Source organism: Streptomyces sp. NRRL S-244 (assembly GCF_000717915.1).
Classification (GTDB): domain Bacteria; phylum Actinomycetota; class Actinomycetes; order Streptomycetales; family Streptomycetaceae; genus Streptomyces.
This window is the reverse complement of sequence record NZ_JOCX01000039.1, coordinates 20,130-37,753: the sequence shown is the minus strand read 5'-3', so window position 1 is coordinate 37,753 and position 17,624 is coordinate 20,130. Positions and strand designations below refer to the sequence as shown.

Genomic DNA, 17,624 nt, shown 5'->3' with positions numbered 1-17,624 from the left:
GGGCAGAAGGAGGGGGGTGGGGGCGGGGGGGGAGCCCCCGGGGGTCTCGGGGTCTCAGCCCCGCACGCCCCGGAGAGCCATGGCCACGGCAGCCTCCGTCACCACGCCGGGGTCTTCGGCGGCGCCCAGCTCGATGCGCCGCACGGCCGCATCGACGACCCCTTGCAGCAGCATCGCCGCGAGCCGGGGCTGCTCGTGGCCGAGGGCGCCCAGCGCCTCCACGATCATCGCCACGAGACCCCCGTGCGCGGCGCGGATCTTCTCCCGCGCCCCCGCATCCAGCTCACTGGCCGAGATCGCGACCACCGCCCGGTGCCGCCGGTCTCCGACCAGTCCCAGCTGGCTCCGCACATAGGCCTCGACCTTGGCCTCGGGCGACTCGGCCTGCTCCATCGCCGCCTCGATCTCGGCGGCCCACACGGGGAAGTCCACCGCGCACAGCTCTTCGACCACGGCCGCGCGGGAGCGGAAGTACTCGTACACGGAGGACCGGGCGAGACCGGTGCGCTCCGCCAGGGCGGGGAAGGTCAGCGCTTCCGTCCCGCCTTCGGACAACAGGGAGCGCGCGGCGTCCAGCAGGGCGCCGCGCTGCATCGACCGGTGCTCGGCCACGGAGGCCGCTCGAATCCTGGGCACAGGTCCACTCTACGGAGGTGCCGCAAGCTCACCGGCCGACATCCGCCAGCTTGGCCCGCAGCTGGAGCACCGACTTGGTGTGGATCTGGCTGACCCGGCTTTCGGTGACGCCCAGTACGTTGCCGATCTCGGCCAGCGTGAGGCCCTCGTAGTAGTACAGCGTGACCACGGTCTTCTCGCGTTCCGGGAGGGTGTTGATCGCCCTGGCCAGGAGCCTGCGCAGCTCGCGGTCCTCGGCCACCTCCACCGGGTTGTCGGCGGCGGTGTCCTCCAGGGTGTCCATCAGCGAGAGGCGGTCGCCGCCCTCGCCGCCGGCGTGCAGCAGCTCCTCCAGGGCGACCACGTTGGCCAGCGACAACTGGCTGAACACGGCGTGGAGTTCCTCCACGGCGATGCCCATCTCTCCGGCGACCTCGTGCTCCGACGGGGTGCGGCGCAGCTGGGCTTCGAGGGTGGCGTAGGCCCGCTCCACGGCCCTCGCCTTCTGCCGGACCGAGCGCGGGATCCAGTCCAGGGCGCGCAGCTCGTCGATCATCGCGCCCCGGATGCGGGTGATCGCGTACGTCTCGAACTTGATGGACCGCTCGATGTCGAACTTCTCGATGGCGTCGATCAGCCCGAAGACCCCGGAGGAGACGAAGTCGGCCTGTTCCACATTGGGCGGCAGGCCCACGCTGACCCGGCCGGCCACGTACTTCACCAGGGGCGAGTAGTGGAGGATCAGCTGCTCCCGCAGCCGCTCGTCACCGCTCTCCTTGTACGAGCGCCACAGCACCTCGAGGGACGAGGGCGCGGTGGTCCGCACGCTGCCGCGGGCAGCGGGGGGCACCGCTGCGCGGTCAGACCCTGAGGTGTGCTGGGGCATGCTTCGCCTTTGCCGGAGCCGGATTCCTTGGGAGCGTAGCGTGACGGAAGTGTCGCGGTGCGCGAAGAGTACGGGATCGCGCATGGGCACCGGGGCGTCCTGACTCGCGCGGGCGACCCGGGACCGGCGCCTGGCGCTCGGTCCCGGCGGCTGCCACCGGGGAGACCGCGTCTCTCATCGGCTTCACTCTTTCACCGGAACACCCCAGGTCAATGACCGCCTCGCCGGGTGCCACCGGTTTCTGTGCCTCCTTCAGGTGATTGTCTGGTCAACTGCCAGCCCTCGCCCTGCCGTTCGACGAACCCCAGAGAGTGAAGTTCGTACAGTCTGCCGATGACTTCATCGGTGCCGGTGCCGGCGGCGAGGGCCACTTGGTCGGCGTGCGCGAGGCGGCCGGCCGGGAGCGCTTCGAGCACGCGGGCGGTGTCCCGGTCCAGCAGGTCCCGGGCGAGCACCGGGCCGCGCCGCTCGGGGGCCAGTTCGCCCATGCCGCCGACCAGCTCGACCACTTCCGCGGCGTCCGTGACGAGCACGGCCTCGCCGCGCAGCAGTTCGTGCACCCCGCCCGAGAGCCCGCTGGTGGCCGGCCCGGGGACGCCCATGGTGAACCGCCCGAGCCGCTGGGCCCGCCGGGCCGTGACCAGGGAGCCGCTGCGGTGGGCCGCCTCGACCACCACGGTGCCCCGGGTCAGTGCGGCGATGACCCGGTTGCGCAGCACGAACCGGCTCGGGGTGGGGTGGCTGCCGGGCGGCAGCTCCCCCAGTACGAGTCCCTGCGCGGCGATCCGGCCGAGCAGCTCGGCGTGGCCGCGCGGGTAGGCGATGTCCACCCCGCAGGCGAGCACCGCGGCGGTGGCGCCGCCCGAGGCGAGGGCCCCTCGATGGGCCGCGCCGTCGACCCCGTACGCCGCTCCCGAGACCACCACCCAGCCCCGCTCGGCGAGTCCGGCGGCCAGGGTCTGGGCCATGTGCGCGCCGTACGGGGTGCAGGCGCGGGCGCCGACCACGGCGACGGAGCGCAGGGCCCAGGTCCGCAGGTCCGGCCGGCCCCGCAGCCAGAGCCCGATGGGCCGGGCGTCGCCGAGGTCGTCCAGCTGGGTCGGCCACTGCGGGGAGCCGGGGCAGATGAACCGGCCGCCGCTGCGGGCGGCGGCCGCCAGGTCCCGCCGGGGGTCGGCGAGCGCGGCGCGTCTGCGGTAGCCGGCGAGCCGCTGCTCCCCCACTCCGGCGAGGGCTGCCGCCGCGGTGTCCGGGCCGGTCAGCAGCCGTATCAGCCCGACGGCGCCGTGCTCGCGCAGCCACCGCCCGCCGTGCTCGTCCCCGGGCTCCAACACCCGGGTCAGCGCGGCCCGCGCCAGCAACTCCGGGTCAGGGTCGGCCGCCGTCCCGGACCCGTCGGCCGGCTCGGAATCAGTCGCCGTCCCGGACCCGCCGGCCGGCTCGGAATCGGTGGCCGGTCCGGTCCCGTACGCCGGCTCGGGCTCCTCCCGGGCGCTCATGACTGCGCCCCCATGGCCAGGGCCGCACCGCGGGCGATGCCGGTGCGCAGTTCGAGGGCGACGGCCACGTCCAGGGCCTCGGGGCGGTCCCGTCCCCGCAGGTCGGCCACGGTCCAGGCGACCCGCAGCACCCGGTCCAGCCCGCGGGCGGTGAGCAGCCCGCGCTCCAGGTCGCGCTCGGCCTGGGCCAGCGCCCCCGGGGCCGCCTGCCAGCGGGTGCGCAGCTCGTGCCCGGGCACCTCGGCGTTGAGCCGCCACGGGGTGTCGGCGAGCCGGGCCGCGGTGCGGTCCCTGGCCTCCCGCACCCGGTCGGCGACGACCGTCGTGGACTCCCCTCTGCCCCCGCGCCCCAGCAGGTCGGAGCGGGTGACCGGCTCGACCTCCACCCGCAGGTCCACCCGGTCCAGCAGCGGCCCCGACAGCCTGGCCTGGTAGCGCCGGACCACCGAGGCCGGGCATTCGCAGCCGGCCCCGAGCAGGGTGTGCCGCCCGCACGGGCAGGGGTTCGCCGCGAGGACCATCAGGAACCTGGCCGGCAGCCGCACCACCCCGGCGGCCCGGGCGATGACCACGTGCCCCGATTCGAGGGGCTGGCGCAGCGCGTCCAGGGCCTTGGTGCTGAACTCGGCGGCCTCGTCGAGGAACAGCACGCCCCGGTGGGCCAGGGAGACCGCCCCGGGCCTCGGCACTCCCGCGCCGCCGCCGACCAGGGACTGCATGGTCGCCGAATGGTGCGGCGCGCAGTACGGGGGCCGGGCGACCAGCGGTTCCCCGGGCGGCAGGACCCCGGCGACCGAGTGCACGGCCGTGACCTCCAGGGAGTCCTGACGGCACAGCGGCGGGAGGATCCAGGGGATCCGCTCGGCCAGCATCGTCTTGCCGGCTCCCGGCGGTCCGCTGAGGAAGAGGTGGTGGCCCCCGGAGGCGGCCACCTCCAGGGCCCGGCGGGCGCCGTGCTGCCCGGCGACATCGGAGAGGTCGGGGAAGTCCGGGGCCTCCCCCTCGCCGGCCCGGCCCCCGCCGCGGGAGATCCCGGTGCCGATGCCCGCGCCCGGGACCACCAGCCCGGCCAGCATCGGATCGGGCCGCCCCGGTGGATCCGGTGGTTCCTCCTCGGGGACCTCCCCGTCGGTGAGGACGGCGATCAGCTGGCGCAGGCTGCGCACGCCCAGCACGCTGACGTCCGGGACGAGCATGGCCTCGGCGGCGCACTGCTGCGGCACCACCACGTTGAGGTACCCGGCGTCGGCCGCGGCGAGGACCGCCGGCAGGATGCCCCGCACCGGCCGCACCCGGCCGTCCAGCCCCAGCTCCCCGATGAGCACCAGATCGGCGATGGCGGCGGGGTCGACCACCTCGGCGGCGCCCAGCACGGCGGCCGCGACGGCCAGGTCGAATCCCGCGCCCGATTTCGGTACGGAGGCCGGGCTGAGCCCGACGGTGAGCTTCTTCTGCGGCCAGGTCGCGCCCGAGTTCACGACGGCGGCCCGCACCCGGTCCCGGCTCTCGGTCAGCGTCTTGTCGGGCAGCCCCACCAGGGTGAACGCCGCGAGCCCGGGCTCCAGATCGGCCTGGACCTCCACCACCACGCCGTCGACACCCACCAGGGCCACCGAGCAGGCTCGTGCGAACCCCATCACGACACCCCCCGGACGTGCTCCACCACGGCCGCACCGCGCCGCGGCAGCAGGACTCCCACGAGGTCGATCCGCACCCCGCCCGGGGGCGGTCCGCCGTGGTCGGCGAGCCAGCGCCCCGCGAGCCGGCGCAAGCGCTCGGCCTTGCCGGGCCGGACGGCGGCCATGGGGTGTTCGAAATCCCCCGCCCGGCGCGTCTTGACCTCGCACACGACGAGGGCGTCCCCGTCCCGCGCGACGATGTCGATCTCCCCGCTGCGGCACCGCCAGTTCCGCGCGATCACCGTCATGCCGGCCTCGGTCAGCCGCCGCGCCGCGAGTTCCTCGCCGTACCGCCCCAACGCCTGCCGTGCCACGCCCTTCGCGTTCATCGGGCACCACCTCCGCCCCCGACGATCCCGCGGCCCCGCCCACCTTGTGGATCTTGGTGGACAGCGAGGGCATTGTGGACAACCCCCTCACCCGTGAGGGTGAGGCCGGGAGGGCCGGGGCAGTGGGCGCGGGCGCGGGGGCGGGAGCGCACGCAGGCGGCGAAGGGCCGGGCGTCAGCTGCCCGGCAGCTCGAGGTCGCTCTTGTTGAGCTCCTCGATGTTCACGTCCTTGAAGGTCAGCACCCGCACCTGCTTCACGAAGCGGGCCGGCCGGTACATGTCCCACACCCAGGCGTCGGCCATCGTGACCTCGAAGAACACCTCCCCCTGGACCGAGTGCACCTGCATCTCGTAGTCGTTCGTGAGGTAGAAACGACGTTCGGTCTCGATCACGTACTTGAACAGCCCGACGACGTCGCGGTACTCGCGATAGAGCTTCAGCTCCATCTCGGTCTCGTACTTCTCGAGGTCCTCGGCGCTCATGGCATGTTCCCCTTCAGCCGTGCGTCCCCCTATTGTGCGCCAGGCCCGTGCGCCCCTAAACGATTTCCGGGGCCAGGACCACCGGCGCACCCGGGGGACCGTCGTCGAGCAGCGTACGGAGCAGCTCGGCGAGTCTGGTCGGGTACACCGTCTCATGGGCCGAGAGAAGTTCCTCGGAGGTCCACCACCTGGCACCGCTGACGCTGCGTCGCTCCAGCTCGGTGAGCCCGCTCATCTCGGTCCGCGTCCGCGCGGTCCGGGCCAGGTAGTACCACTCGTCCTGCTCCCAGCGCCGCCCGTCGAACGGGAACGAGCAGTACCGCTGCCACAGCACCGGCCCCAGATCCACCTCTGTGATCCCCGTCTCCTCGGCGAGCTCCCGCAGCGCCGCCTGCTCCCGGGTCTCGCCGCCTTCGAGCCCGCCGCCCGGGGTGAACCACCAGTGGTCCGCGGGATTGTCCGGTTCGAAGCCGTGCAGCAGCAGGATCCGGTCCTCGGGGTCCAGCAGGATCACCCGGGACACCCTGCGGGGGCCGCCCGCGGCGGCCGCGTCAGCGGGCACCGGCCGGCTCCCGCCGCCGCCCGCGCCCCAGGACCCGTACGAGAGGCCCGTACGCGGCCCCCAGCAACACCAGGGCGGCTCCGGCCGCCACCGCGGCCAGCTGGAGGCGCAGCGGCCCCGGCCGCGAGGTCCCGCCGGGCAGGGAGGCGTACGTGGCGGGCCGCTCCAGCATCTTCACCGTGGGCCAGGCGAGGGCGTCGACCCGGGCCTGTACCGCGGACCGCGGCACGGTGCCCTGGCCGGCCTCCTGGAGGTGGGACCGGGAGTCGAGCGAGGCGGCGCGCCGGTCGCCCAGCAGGAAGAGGTTGCCCTCGGGCACCGTGACCTCGAAGGGAGTGTCGGAGGCCGGCACCGCGGCGCTGTTCGCGGGCTCCCCCTCGGGCAGGGCGTGCTCGAGGTACGGCTCGTCGAGCTCCTGGCCGTTGACGGTGAGGCGGCCGCCCGCCGCGCAGCACTTCACGGTGTCGCCGCCGACGGCGACGACGCGCTTGACCATGGGCGAGTCGCTCCACGCGTGGTCGGTGAACACGACGACGTCGCCGCGCCGCACCTGACCGCCGTCGATGCGCTGGGCGATCACGCGGTCGCCGGGGTTCACCGTCGGCATCATCGAGTCGGTCGGCACCGTGTACGGCCGGTAGGTGAAGGCCCCCCAGGCGAAGGCGCCCAGGAAGAGGACAAAGCCGACGGCCACGGCGACTCCCGACAGCACGTTGCCGAGACCGCCGCGGCCGTCCTTGCCACCGCGTGTTGCTCCGGTACCGCGTATGCCCTCGGTACCGCTTGTCTGCGTTTTCAGCGTTTCGCCCATTGCAGCGCCCCCACACTTCCGGGATCGACGACCTGGGCGGCACCCTACCTGCCGGTAGTCCCGCTGGTCAGCCTCCGCCGGCGCCACATCACGACCGGAACCGCTCCGGCCAGGCCCAGCGCGGCCGGTCCGAGCCCGACGGGCGCCAGCCCGGCGGCCCCGAGGCCCATCGCGGTCGCCTTGGTCTGGTTCCCGATGCCGGGCTGGTCGAACGTGTCCGGGATGGGCAGGGTCGCCCAGCGGGTGATCGGCCAGGCCACGACCACGGCCCGCCCGACGACCTTGTCGACCGGGACGAAGCCCTGGGTGGAGTCCTGCATGTGGTAGCGGGAGTCCTGCGAGTTCTGCCGGTGGTCGCCCATCACCCAGATCTTGCCCTTGGGCACCGTGATCGGACCGAACGGGGCGTCGTCGCACGGGGTGTTGCCCGGGTAGATGTACGGCTCGTCGAGCTCCTTGCCGTTGACGACGACCGGTCCGCCCTTCTTGCACTCGACCGTGTCACCGCCGATGGCGATGGTCCGCTTGATCAGGTCCTTCTCGTCCGCGGACGGCATCAGGCCGATCTTGCTGAGGATCTGCTGCGCGAAGTTGGGCTCCGGGGTGGGCTCCCCGGCCAGCCAGCTCGCGGGGTCGTGGAAGACCACGACCTCGCCGCGCTCGGGCTCCGAGCCGAACCACGGGGTCAGCTTGTCCACGAGCACCCGGTCGCCCCGCTGCAGGGTGTTCTGCATCGAGTCGGACGGGATCGAGAACGCCTGCACCAGGAAGGTCTTGATCAGCAGGGCGAGCAGCAGGGCGATGCCGATGAGGAGCGGGAGCTCCTTCCAGAACGAGCGGTGCGGCTTCGCGTCGGCACCCTCCTCGGCCTCGCGCTCGGCATCGTCCGGCCGCTCCTCGCCTTCATCGCGTCCGGATCGCGCGCCTACCGCCACATCCCCCACATCCACTCCTCAACCTCGCAGATCGCCGCCCGCGCCGAATTCGGATACGGGCCCTCCCCTCCCTTAACGAGCGGGAGTTCCCTAAGGCGCGGGAGACCGAGGACACACTATGCGAACGGTGGACCGCGGCGGCGCCGCCGGCGGCCGCGTCGCCCGCTCGGGGCCGGATCGGGAACCGAACGGAAGGTCACGGGCTGTTCGAGCTTGCGCCAGTGGTCGAACGGCCAGGCGATGACGACGGCCTGACCCACGACCCCCTTCTCGTCGATGGTGCCGTCGAAGGCCTCGTCGAGGTGGTAGCGGGAATCGGCCGAATTCGCCCGGTGGTCGCCCATCACGAAGAGCCGGCCGCGGGGCACCTGCACCTCGAACCGGATTTCGGAGGGGGCGTTGCCGGGATTCACGTACGGCTCGTCGAGCGCCGTTCCGTTGACGGTGACGCGGCCCTTGGCGTCGCAGCACACGACGGTGTCGCCGCCGACGCCGATGACCCGCTTGATCAGGTCCTGTTCGTCGGCGGAGGGCAGCAGGCCGATGAAGGTCAGCGTCTCCTTGATCTGCTTGACGCCGACCGGGTCCTGGGGCGGGCGCGCGGCCTCGCCCTTGAGCCAGCCGCCGGGGTCCTTGAACACCACGACGTCACCGCGCTCGACCTTGGAGCCGAACCACGGCGTCAGCTTGTCGACGAGCACGCGGTCGCCGATCCGGATCGTCTGCTCCATGGATCCGGACGGGATGAAGAAGGCCTGCACGAGGAAGGTCTTGAGGACGAGCGCGATGCACAGCGCCACGATGATCAGCAGCGGTACCTCGCCCACCCGGCGGGTACGCCTGCGCCGCTTGACCCGGCGGGCCAGCCGGCGCCGCTCGGCCCGGCCGCCGCTCTCGGCCGCGACGGGTTGCGCCTTGGCCCCTCGCCGCGACCCGGGCTCCCGCACCGGCCGCTCGGGGACCGCGGCGGGCTCGGGCTCCCGCCGGGGCTCGGGCTCCCGCCGGGGCGCGGGGCCGCCCGGCGTCTCGGGTGCACGCCAGAATTGGGGCGCGGGCGGGGGCTGGGGCGTCCGCCTCGGCTCGGGCTCCGGATCCGGCTCCGGCTCGGGGACCCGGCCGCCTCTGGGCCGCCCCCGGCTACCCATGACCGCCACCGGAGGACGGTGTCGCCGTGGACGCGGTCGCCGCAGGAGTCGTAGGAGTCGATCCCCACCGCGATACCGGCCAGCCGATCCAGTCGGCCCGCCCGATCACCTTCTCCACCGGCACCATCCCCCCGCCCGGTTCCCCCAGGTGGTCCCGGGAGTCCCGGGACTGGGAACGATGATCACCCATGACCCACAGGGTCCCCAGGGGTACGACGATCCGGAAGGGCACCTTCGAGGGCGCGTCGCCGGGGTACAGGTACGGCTCCTCCACCGGAACCCCGTTCACCTTGATCCGCCCTCCTGCGTCGCAGCACACCACGTCGTCCCCGCCGACGCCCACGACCCGCTTCACGAAGTCGGTCTCGGACGGCTCGCCGATCCCGAGCGCGGAGGCCGCGCCGTGCAGGGCCTCGCCGATCGGATTGCCCTCGGGCCGCTCCCGTACGAAGGAGCCCGTGCCGTCGAAGACCACCACGTCCCCGCGCTTCGGCCGGTCGCCGAAACGGTACGCCAGCTTGTTCACCAGCACCCGGTCCCCGACCTGGAGCGTCGGCTCCATCGACCGGCTCGGGATCTGGAAGGGCTGTACGACGAAGTTGCTGACCAGCAGCAGGAAGCCCGTGCAGAGCACGCCGAGCGCCGCGGCCCCCCGCAGCGTCAGGAAGACCCGCCACCCGGGCAGCGCGCGGCGCCCCCACAACGCAAAACGCGGCCGCCCCTCCCCCGATTCGGGGGAGGAGTGGCCGCGCTGTGTGAGCTCTGCTTCGGTGTCCATCGAGGGCGAGCCTATCCGGCCGCCCCCGGAACCCGGAGAGGAGATCAGCGGTCGCGCTTCTCCTTGATCTTCGCGGCCTTGCCGCGGAGCTCACGGAGGAAGTACAGCTTGGCGCGACGCACGTCACCGCGGGTGACGAGCTCGATCTTCTCGAAGATCGGGGAGTTCACCGGGAAGGTGCGCTCGACGCCGACGCTGAAGGAGACCTTGCGAACGGTGAAGGTCTCGGAGACGCCAGAGCCCTGGCGACGGATGACAACACCCTTGAACTGCTGGATACGGGAGCGGTTGCCCTCGATGACGCGGACGTGCACGTTGATCGTGTCACCCGGGCGGAAGGCCGGGACGTCGGAGCGGATCGAGGCGGCGTTGACGCCATCGAGCAGGTGAGACATGTTCTTCGTCTGCTTTCTTCGCACGACGCCACAGGCCGCCGGTGCGGGTTTCCGGAGAGAATTCGGGAGCCGCGTCACTCGGCGGGCGACTGTCCCCCTGTGGCAGGGGCGCACGCGAGCACACAGCAGCCGCCTATTCTTCCACGGCCTCCGGCCTACGCCAAAATCGGCCGTCGGCGGCGGGCCGCCAGCCCAGGATGCTCAGGATCTCGCGGTCCTTCTTGTCGAAGGCGGAGGCCTCGCAGCGCTCGATCAGATCGGGGCGGTGCCGCGCGGTCCGGCGGAAGGCCTCGTCCCGGCGCCAGCGGGCGATCTTCCCGTGGTGGCCGCTGAGCAGCACGTCCGGGATGCCCCGGCCGCGCCACTCCGGGGGCTTCGTGTAGACCGGCCCCTCCAGCAGGTTCGCCATCTCGCCGGGTGCGAAGGAGTCGTCGCGGTGTGATTCGGCGTTGCCGAGCACTCCGGGCAGCAGCCGGGCCACGGCCTCGGTGACCACCAGGACGGCGGCCTCGCCGCCCGCCAGCACGTAGTCGCCGATGGAGACCTCGTAGACCGGCATGCGCGTGGCGTACTCGTCCATGACCCGGCGGTCGATGCCCTCGTACCGGGCCGGCGTGAAGATCAGCCAGGGCCGCTCGGAGAGCTCGACGGCCAGTTCCTGGGTGAACGGGCGGCCACTGGGCGTGGGGACGACCATGACGGGCCCGCGCGCGCCGGACTCGTATCCGTCGGCCAGGGCCGTGTCGAGGGCCTCGCCCCACGGCTCGGTCTTCATGACCATGCCGGGACCGCCGCCGTAGGGGGTGTCGTCGACCGTGTTGTGCCGGTCGTACGTCCAGTCCCGCAGGTCGTGGACGTGTACGTCGAGCTGCCCGCGGGCCCTCGCCTTGCCGACGAGGGAGACGTTGAGCGGCTCCAGGTACTCGGGGAAGATCGTGACGACGTCGAGACGCATCAGGCTTCTTCCCCGGCCTCGGCCCCGTCGTCACGCGTGGAGACGATCTCGGCGCGGTCGTCGATCAGCCCGGGCGGCGGCGTGATGACGCAGCGCTGCTCCTCCAGGTCGATCTCGGCGACGATCTCCTCGACGAACGGGATCATCACCTCGGTGCCGTCGGGGCGTTCGACGATGAAGAGGTCCTGCGAGGGCAGGTGGGAGATCTCGGTGATCCGGCCGATCTCGGTACCGTCCTCGAGCACCACGTCCAGGTCCATCAGCTGGTGGTCGTAGTACTCGTCTTCTTCCTCGGGGAGCTCCGTCGGGTCGACGTCGGCGATCAGCAGGATGTTGCGCAGCGCCTCGGCACCGGTGCGGTCCTTGACGCCGGCGAAGCGGAGCATCAGCCTCCCGCTGTGCACGCGGCCCGTCTCGATGGTCAGCGGACCCGCCGCCGCCGGTTCGGTCCGCAGAACGGCGCCGGGCGAGAGCCGCAGCTCCGGCTCGTCGGTCCGCACCTCGACGGTGACCTCACCCTTGATCCCGTGGGCGCGGCCGATCCGCGCGACTACCAGCTCCACCTATTTCTCCTGTTCAGACGACGACGGGCCGGGGCGGGCACGAATGCCCTCCCCGGCCCGTGCCGGTGATTCACGTTCTCAATGAACCAAGTCTCAGCGGACCTGGTCCACGTCGACGAGGTCGACGCGGATCCCCCGGCCGCCGATGGCGCCCACGACGGTACGCAGGGCACGCGCGGTGCGGCCGTTGCGGCCGATCACCTTCCCGAGGTCGTCCGGGTGAACCCGGACCTCGAGCACCTGCCCGCGACGCAGGTTGCGCGAGGCGACCTGCACTTCGTCGGGGTTGTCCACAATGCCCTTTACGAGGTGCTCAAGAGCCTCCTCGAGCATGATCAGGCCTCGGTCGACTCGGCGGCGGCCTCAGCCTCGTCCGCCTTCTTGTCGGCCTTCTTCGCCTTCTGCGTGATGGCCTCGCCCTTGGTCTCGCCGATGCCCTCGAGGGCCTTGGCGAACTCGTCGAAGGAGCGACGCTTGCTCTCCTTCGTCTCCGGCTGCAGCAGCGGCGCGGGGGCCGGGAGGCCCTTGTGGGCCTGCCAGTCACCGGTCAGCTTCAGGATGGCGAGAACAGCCTCGGTGGGCTGGGCGCCAACAGACAGCCAGTACTGCGCACGCTCGGCGTTGACCTCGATGCGCGACGGGTTGTACGTCGGGTGGTAGATACCGATCTCTTCGATCGCGCGACCGTCACGGCGGGTGCGGGCGTCGGCGACGACGATGCGGTAGTGCGGCTGGCGAATCTTGCCGAGGCGCTTGAGCTTGATCTTGACTGCCACTGGAGTGGTGTCTCCTGAACTTGACGTGGTTGGGCACATGAGATGCCACGTGGGGTTGCGGTACTCGGGTGCCCGATGGACGCGTCAGCCGGAGGAGAGAGGGGTCCTATGCGACTGTCGAGTACAGCTAGCCATTGTGCCACATGCCTGCGGCGCTTCTCGCGGGGAGTCTGCCGGGCTCAGGAGGCGGCGGCCGAGACGGCCACCTCGGGGATGCGGAACGGCTTCATACAGCCGCCGCACACGATCGGCGCCTGGGCCAGCACGGAGGGGACCACCCGCACGTTGCGCCCGCAGTCGCAGACCGCCTTGACGCGGACACCGCCACCCGAGGAGCCGTGCCGGGCGGCCGGCCCGCGGAAGCTGCGCTTGGTGTCGGCGGCCGTCGCGGCCGTGTGCGCCTTCAGTGCGCGCTGGAGCCGCTCCATGGTGGGGCGGTAGCGCTTCTTCGCCTCGGGATTGAGCGAGACCAGTGAGAAGCCGCTGCTGGCGTGCGGCTCGTCGGAGTGGTCCAGCCCCATCTCCTCGGCGATCGCGAGGAATCTGCGGTTGTGGTAGCGGCCTGCCCGCGAGGTGTCGCGCACTCCGCGGGCGGCGGCGATGCCGTGGACTGCCTCGTGCAGCAGTCGCTCGAAGGAGAGCTCGGCGCCGCAGGCGGACGAGGACTCTCCGATCAGGGACTCGGGCGCGGCAAGGTCAGGCAGCTCGGAGTGGTACCGCTGAATGTCGGCCCACGCCTGCGCCAGCTCTGCGGCGAGAACAGGTGGTGTCGTGCTCACGTCGTGACAACGAGCCGGGGTGCCCCGGTGTTCCGATTCCGGGCCATTCCAAATTTTTTGCACGTACCAGTCAGTTCAGTCTCATGCGTCCCGACGAGGACGGGTGCGCCGATCCCAGGATGAGTCGGTACGTAACGTCGACCAAAAGGACCGGCCCCGGCGCACGGCTCGTGCCGTGCGCCGGGGCCGGTCCCTGGTCAGACGGCGCAGATCAGTACGAGCGCGCGACGATCGCGAGCGTACCGGGGGCGTCGTCCGCCTCCGGAACCGACCCGTCCGCGGCGATCAGGCAGCGTACGGAGACGGCCTGCTCGCCCAGCTTGGCCTCGCCTTCGGGGCCGAGGTCGGCCCACGGAATCCGCGCCCAGCCGCCGGCGACGGCGGCCTCGGCGGCCTCCTCGATGGTGGAGACGTCGGAGGTGCGGGCCAGGCGGCGCTCGCGGGACTCGCGCAGCAGCTGCGCCTGGTCCTCCTCGAGCACCTTGGGCAGCAGGTCGGCGAGCGCGTCGATCTGCACGGGCTCCTTGCCGCCCGGGATCCGGCGGGCCAGCATCGCGGTGCCGGCCTCCAGGTCGCGGGGGCCGATCTCCACGCGGACCGGTACGCCCTTGAGCTCCCAGTCCACGGCGCGGCGGCCGAAGGGGGTGTCGACGCGGTCGTCGACGTGCACGCGGATGCCGGCGGCCTTCAGCTGCGCGCCGAGCTCGCGGACCTTCGTCACGGCCTCGTCGCCCTTGATCGCCATGACGACGACCTGGACGTGCGCGAGGCGCGGCGGGACACGGAGGCCGTTGTCGTCGCCGTGGGACATGATCAGACCGCCGACCATGCGGGTCGAGACGCCCCACGACGTCTGCCAGACGAGCTCCTGCTTGCCTTCCTTCGACAGGTACTGCGTGTTGAAGGCCTTGGCGAAGTTGGTGCCGAGCTCGTGGCTCGTGCCCAGCTGCAGCGCCTTGCCGTCGCCCATCATGCCCTCGAGGGTGAGGGTGTTGATGGCGCCGGCGAAGCGCTCCTTGGCGGTCTTGCGGCCGAGCACGACGTCGATGCCGAGCACGTTCGTCATGAAGTCGCCGTACACGTCCGTGTGGATGCGGGCGGCGTAGTCGCGGGCGTCCTCGTACGTGGCGTGGGCGGTGTGGCCCTCCTGCCAGAGGAACTCACTCGTACGGAGGAAGACGCGCGGGCGCATCTCCCAGCGGACCACGTTCGCCCACTGGTTGATCAGAAGGGGCAGGTCGCGGTAGCTCTGGACCCACTTCGAGAAGTAGTCGTTGATGATCGTCTCGGAGGTGGGCCGGACCACGACCGGCTCGTCCAGCTCCTTGCCGCCGCCGTGCGTGACGACCGCGAGCTCGGGGGCGAAGCCCTCGACGTGCTCGGCTTCGCGCGTCAGGTACGACTGCGGGATGAACAGCGGGAAGTACGCGTTCTGGGCGCCCGCGTCCTTGATGCGCGCGTCCATCTCCTGCTGCATCCGCTCCCACAGCCCGTAGCCGTACGGTCGGATGACCATGGTGCCGCGTACCGGACCGTTGTCGGCCAGCTCGGCCTTGTTGATCAGATCCTGGTACCAGCGGGGGAAATCCTCCGCCTGGGGGGTGAGAACGGGTGCCTTTGCCATGGCGCGAATGGTACGGCGCCGGGCGCGTCGAGCGTGAATCGGGTGGCGCACTCCTCTGGACGCGGGGGCGAATGGGGAGTTCTCTGGCAACGGGGGCAAGGGGGCGACAAGGAATCAGGAGCGCTCTTTCGATGACACCGACGCCGACGGCGACGCTCGTCGCCCGGGACTGGGCGGAGATCCAGGAACGGATGCTGGTACCGCTGTACGAAGCGGTCTACGACCGGCTGGAGGTCGGGCCGGGCGACCGGCTGCTCGGCCTGGACTGCGGGTCGGGGCTGGCCCTGCTGCTGGCCGCGGGGCGGGGAGCCGCCGCCACGGGGGTGGAGGCGGACCCGGCGCGCCGGGCGCTGGCGCGCGAGCGGCTGCTGGAGGTGGTCCCGGCCCCGCCGGACGGCGGGCGCCCGTACGACGTGCTGCTGGCCTTCTCCCCGTCCGCGGCGGCCCTCGACGCGGCCCTGCCGGCGGTCCGGCGGGGCGGGGCGGTGGTGCTGGCCGACTGGGGCCCGGCGGAGCGGTGCACGGTGCCCGCGGTCCTGGGCGGCGGTCCCGCGCCGCGGGACCTGGACGCGATGGTGGCGCGGGCCGGGCTCACGCCCGACGGATCGGGCCGGGTGTTCTGCCCGTTCGGGTACGCGGACGTGGACAGCGCGGTACGGGGGCTGCTGTCGACGGGGCTGTACGAGTCCTCGTCCGATCCGGCGCAGGTCGAGAAGGAGCTGACCGAGGCGCTTCACCCGTACGAGCGGCCGGACGGCGCCGTGTGGCTGCCGAACATCTTCCGCTACGTGATCGCCCGCGTGCCGTAGCCGTGGCGGCGGCGGGGGCCCGCGCCGCCGAGGCACCCCCTACGCCTCCTTCGAGAGGCGGGGGATGCCCGCGGCCTCGTAGGCGGCCGGCTCGTCGAGGGTCTCGTTCGCCAGCAGGGCCTCGGTCAGCGCGTCGAGTTTCGGCCGGTGTTCGCGCAGCAGCCGGCAGGCCTCCAGGTAGCACTCGTCGACGATCCGGCGCATCTCGTGGTCCACCGCGTCGAGGGTGGCGGGGGCCGCGAGCAGCCCGTACGGACTCTGCGCGTCCGCCGGGATCGCGGTGAGGCGGCCGACGCGCTCGCTCATGCCCCAGCGGCCGACCATGCCGCGGGCGAGGTTGGTGACCTGTTCCAGGTCGTTCTCCGCGCCCGTGGTGATGACGTCGAACACGACGTGCTCGGCGGCCATGCCGCCCAGGGCGCCGATGATGCGGCCACGCAGGTACTCCTCGGTGTACGAGTAGCGGTCCGCGTCGGGGGTCGAGAGGGTGACGCCGAGCGCCCTGCCGCGCGGCACGATGGTGATCTTGCGGACCGGGTCGGCGCCCGGCTGGAGCATGCCCAGCAGGGCGTGGCCGCTCTCGTGGTAGGCCGTGCGGCGGCGCTCCTCCTCCGGCATGACCAGCGACCGGGCGGCGCCCAGCTGGACCTTCTCCAGGGCGTCCATGAAGTCGGCCTGGGTGACCTGGCCCTGCTTGCGCTTCACCGCGAGGAGGGCGGCTTCGTTGGCCAGGTTGGCGAGGTCGGCGCCGGTCATGCCGGGAGTGGTGCGGGCCACCTGGTCGAGGTCGGCGTCGGCGGCGAGCGGGATGTCCCGGGTGTGGATCCGCAGGATGGCCTCGCGCCCGGCCCGGTCGGGCGGGGAGACCGAGACCGTGCGGTCGAAGCGGCCGGGGCGGGTGAGCGCCGGGTCGAGGACGTCGGGCCGGTTGGTGGCGGCGAGGACGACGACGCCCTCGGAGCCGGAGAAGCCGTCCATCTCGGTCAGGATCTGGTTCAGGGTCTGTTCGCGCTCGTCGTGGCCGCCCATGGCGGCCCCGCCGCCGCGGGCCCGGCCGATGGTGTCGATCTCGTCGATGAAGATGATCGCGGGGGCCACCTTGCGCGCCTCGGAGAAGAGTTCACGGACCCGGGAGGCGCCCACGCCGACGATCATCTCGATGAACTCGGAGGCGGAGGCGGAGAAGAACGGCACCCCGGCCTCGCCCGCGACCGCCCGCGCCAGCAGCGTCTTGCCCGTGCCGGGCGGTCCGGCGAGCAGCACCCCGCCGGGCATCCTGGCGCCCATGGCCCGGTACTGCTGGGGGTTCTTGAGGAAGTCCACGACGTCGTTGAGCTCGCCCTTGACCTCGTCGATGCCGGCCACGTCGGCGAAGGTGGTGCGCTTGCCGCCCTCCAGCTCGACGGGCTTGGGCGGCTGTTTGCGGCCCAGCCCGCCGACGCCGCCCATGGCCGAGCCCATGCGGCGGGCGATGAAGACCCACAGGAGGACCAGCAGCAGCATCGGAGCGAGCGAGATCAGCAGATTGGCCAGGAAGCTGCGCTGCACGACGACCGGGGAGGCCGTGACGACGACGTTGTGCTTGCTGAGGTTCGCCCACAGGTCGTCGTCGGCGAAGGCCGGGCGCTGGGTGACGAACTTCGTGTAGTCGCCCTTGCCGCCGTCGGGCAGCGGCTGCTTGTTCTTCAGCTCGCCCTGGATGGCGTCGCCCTTGGAGTAGATCTTCGAGACGTTGCCGTCGGCGACCTGCTTGCTGAACTCCGTGTACGAGACGGTCGGCTCGTCGCCCTGGTTGAAGTACGACAGGGCCACGTTGGCGAGCAGGAAGACGATCAGTGCGGCGAGGACCAGTCCGCGCCAGCCCCCGGGCATCTTCCTCTTGGGCGGCGGCGTCGGCGCGCCCTCGGAGCGCCAGGGCGTGTCGGCGCGTTCGCGAGGCGGTACGGGGGTGGGGCTGGGCACGTGGCCTCCTTACTGCCGTCCTCGTGGCCGACCATAAGG

At 72.2% G+C, this 17,624-nt stretch carries 20 protein-coding genes; 1 reads left to right on the top strand and 19 read right to left on the bottom strand.

Features of this window, described 5'->3' with window-relative positions:
- Nucleotides 1-54 precede the first annotated feature (54 nt).
- The 18 genes from IF02_RS0129980 to proS all read right to left on the bottom strand — a co-directional run bounded on the left by IF02_RS0129980 (nucleotide 55) and on the right by proS (nucleotide 14,814).
- Nucleotides 55-612, bottom strand: coding sequence for a TetR/AcrR family transcriptional regulator (locus tag IF02_RS0129980; RefSeq protein ID WP_030162500.1), 558 nt, complete (start codon nucleotides 610-612; stop codon nucleotides 55-57).
- 52 nt (nucleotides 613-664) lie between these two features.
- The gene (gene whiG / locus IF02_RS0129975) at nucleotides 665-1,501 is read right to left on the bottom strand and encodes an RNA polymerase sigma factor WhiG (protein ID WP_037837384.1); all 837 of its coding nucleotides are present in this window, start codon (nucleotides 1,499-1,501) and stop codon (nucleotides 665-667) included.
- 209 nt (nucleotides 1,502-1,710) lie between these two features.
- Nucleotides 1,711-3,000, bottom strand: coding sequence for a DNA-processing protein DprA (gene dprA / locus IF02_RS0129970; protein ID WP_051696644.1), 1,290 nt, complete (start codon nucleotides 2,998-3,000; stop codon nucleotides 1,711-1,713).
- On the bottom strand, nucleotides 2,997-4,637 hold the full coding sequence (locus IF02_RS0129965) for a YifB family Mg chelatase-like AAA ATPase (protein WP_030162493.1): 1,641 nt from the start codon (nucleotides 4,635-4,637) through the stop codon (nucleotides 2,997-2,999). Before IF02_RS0129965 ends, dprA begins: the two co-directional genes overlap by 4 nt.
- On the bottom strand, nucleotides 4,637-5,008 hold the full coding sequence (locus tag IF02_RS0129960; RefSeq protein ID WP_030162490.1) for a YraN family protein: 372 nt from the start codon (nucleotides 5,006-5,008) through the stop codon (nucleotides 4,637-4,639). The genes IF02_RS0129965 and IF02_RS0129960 overlap by 1 nt, the downstream gene beginning before the upstream one ends.
- A 174-nt stretch (nucleotides 5,009-5,182) precedes the next feature.
- Nucleotides 5,183-5,491, bottom strand: a complete 309-nt coding sequence (locus IF02_RS0129955; protein ID WP_006139554.1) for a DUF2469 domain-containing protein — start codon at nucleotides 5,489-5,491, stop codon at nucleotides 5,183-5,185.
- Nucleotides 5,492-5,546: 55 nt separating this feature from the next.
- On the bottom strand, nucleotides 5,547-6,053 hold the full coding sequence (locus tag IF02_RS0129950) for an NUDIX hydrolase (RefSeq protein ID WP_030162485.1): 507 nt from the start codon (nucleotides 6,051-6,053) through the stop codon (nucleotides 5,547-5,549).
- Nucleotides 6,043-6,864, bottom strand: a complete 822-nt coding sequence (lepB, locus tag IF02_RS0129945) for a signal peptidase I (RefSeq protein ID WP_078622418.1) — start codon at nucleotides 6,862-6,864, stop codon at nucleotides 6,043-6,045. Before lepB (IF02_RS0129945) ends, IF02_RS0129950 begins: the two co-directional genes overlap by 11 nt.
- Nucleotides 6,865-6,908: 44 nt before the next feature.
- On the bottom strand, nucleotides 6,909-7,808 hold the full coding sequence (gene lepB, locus IF02_RS0129940) for a signal peptidase I (RefSeq protein ID WP_234318375.1): 900 nt from the start codon (nucleotides 7,806-7,808) through the stop codon (nucleotides 6,909-6,911).
- Nucleotides 7,809-7,915: 107 nt separating this feature from the next.
- The gene (lepB, locus tag IF02_RS0129935) at nucleotides 7,916-8,944 is read right to left on the bottom strand and encodes a signal peptidase I (protein ID WP_030162479.1); all 1,029 of its coding nucleotides are present in this window, start codon (nucleotides 8,942-8,944) and stop codon (nucleotides 7,916-7,918) included.
- On the bottom strand, nucleotides 8,937-9,722 hold the full coding sequence (gene lepB / locus IF02_RS0129930; RefSeq protein ID WP_030162476.1) for a signal peptidase I: 786 nt from the start codon (nucleotides 9,720-9,722) through the stop codon (nucleotides 8,937-8,939). Before lepB (IF02_RS0129930) ends, lepB (IF02_RS0129935) begins: the two co-directional genes overlap by 8 nt.
- A gap of 44 nt (nucleotides 9,723-9,766) precedes the next feature.
- Complete coding sequence (gene rplS / locus IF02_RS0129925; RefSeq protein WP_008737520.1) at nucleotides 9,767-10,117, bottom strand: 50S ribosomal protein L19; 351 nt, start codon at nucleotides 10,115-10,117, stop codon at nucleotides 9,767-9,769.
- Between the two features lie 133 nt (nucleotides 10,118-10,250).
- Nucleotides 10,251-11,072 carry a tRNA (guanosine(37)-N1)-methyltransferase TrmD gene (gene trmD, locus IF02_RS0129920; RefSeq protein WP_030162468.1) on the bottom strand — a complete coding sequence of 274 codons (822 nt, stop codon included), beginning with the start codon at nucleotides 11,070-11,072 and terminating at the stop codon, nucleotides 10,251-10,253.
- Nucleotides 11,072-11,635 carry a ribosome maturation factor RimM gene (gene rimM, locus IF02_RS0129915; RefSeq protein ID WP_030162464.1) on the bottom strand — a complete coding sequence of 188 codons (564 nt, stop codon included), beginning with the start codon at nucleotides 11,633-11,635 and terminating at the stop codon, nucleotides 11,072-11,074. Before rimM ends, trmD begins: the two co-directional genes overlap by 1 nt.
- 93 nt (nucleotides 11,636-11,728) lie before the next feature.
- Nucleotides 11,729-11,968, bottom strand: a complete 240-nt coding sequence (locus IF02_RS0129910) for an RNA-binding protein (RefSeq protein ID WP_030011889.1) — start codon at nucleotides 11,966-11,968, stop codon at nucleotides 11,729-11,731.
- A 2-nt stretch (nucleotides 11,969-11,970) separates the two neighbouring features.
- Nucleotides 11,971-12,411 carry a 30S ribosomal protein S16 gene (rpsP, locus tag IF02_RS0129905; RefSeq protein WP_030162461.1) on the bottom strand — a complete coding sequence of 147 codons (441 nt, stop codon included), beginning with the start codon at nucleotides 12,409-12,411 and terminating at the stop codon, nucleotides 11,971-11,973.
- A gap of 179 nt (nucleotides 12,412-12,590) precedes the next feature.
- Nucleotides 12,591-13,190, bottom strand: a complete 600-nt coding sequence (locus IF02_RS0129900) for a hypothetical protein (RefSeq protein ID WP_030162459.1) — start codon at nucleotides 13,188-13,190, stop codon at nucleotides 12,591-12,593.
- 211 nt (nucleotides 13,191-13,401) lie between these two features.
- Nucleotides 13,402-14,814, bottom strand: coding sequence for a proline--tRNA ligase (gene proS, locus IF02_RS0129895; RefSeq protein WP_030162457.1), 1,413 nt, complete (start codon nucleotides 14,812-14,814; stop codon nucleotides 13,402-13,404).
- 131 nt (nucleotides 14,815-14,945) lie between these two features.
- Between proS and IF02_RS0129890 the strand changes: the two genes are divergently transcribed.
- Entirely contained in the window at nucleotides 14,946-15,623 is a 678-nt protein-coding gene (locus tag IF02_RS0129890; RefSeq protein WP_030162455.1) for a hypothetical protein, read from the top strand.
- Nucleotides 15,624-15,662: 39 nt separating this feature from the next.
- On the opposite strand, the gene ftsH is transcribed toward IF02_RS0129890, so the two are convergent.
- On the bottom strand, nucleotides 15,663-17,585 hold the full coding sequence (ftsH, locus tag IF02_RS0129885) for an ATP-dependent zinc metalloprotease FtsH (RefSeq protein ID WP_030162453.1): 1,923 nt from the start codon (nucleotides 17,583-17,585) through the stop codon (nucleotides 15,663-15,665).
- Nucleotides 17,586-17,624 lie beyond the last annotated feature (39 nt).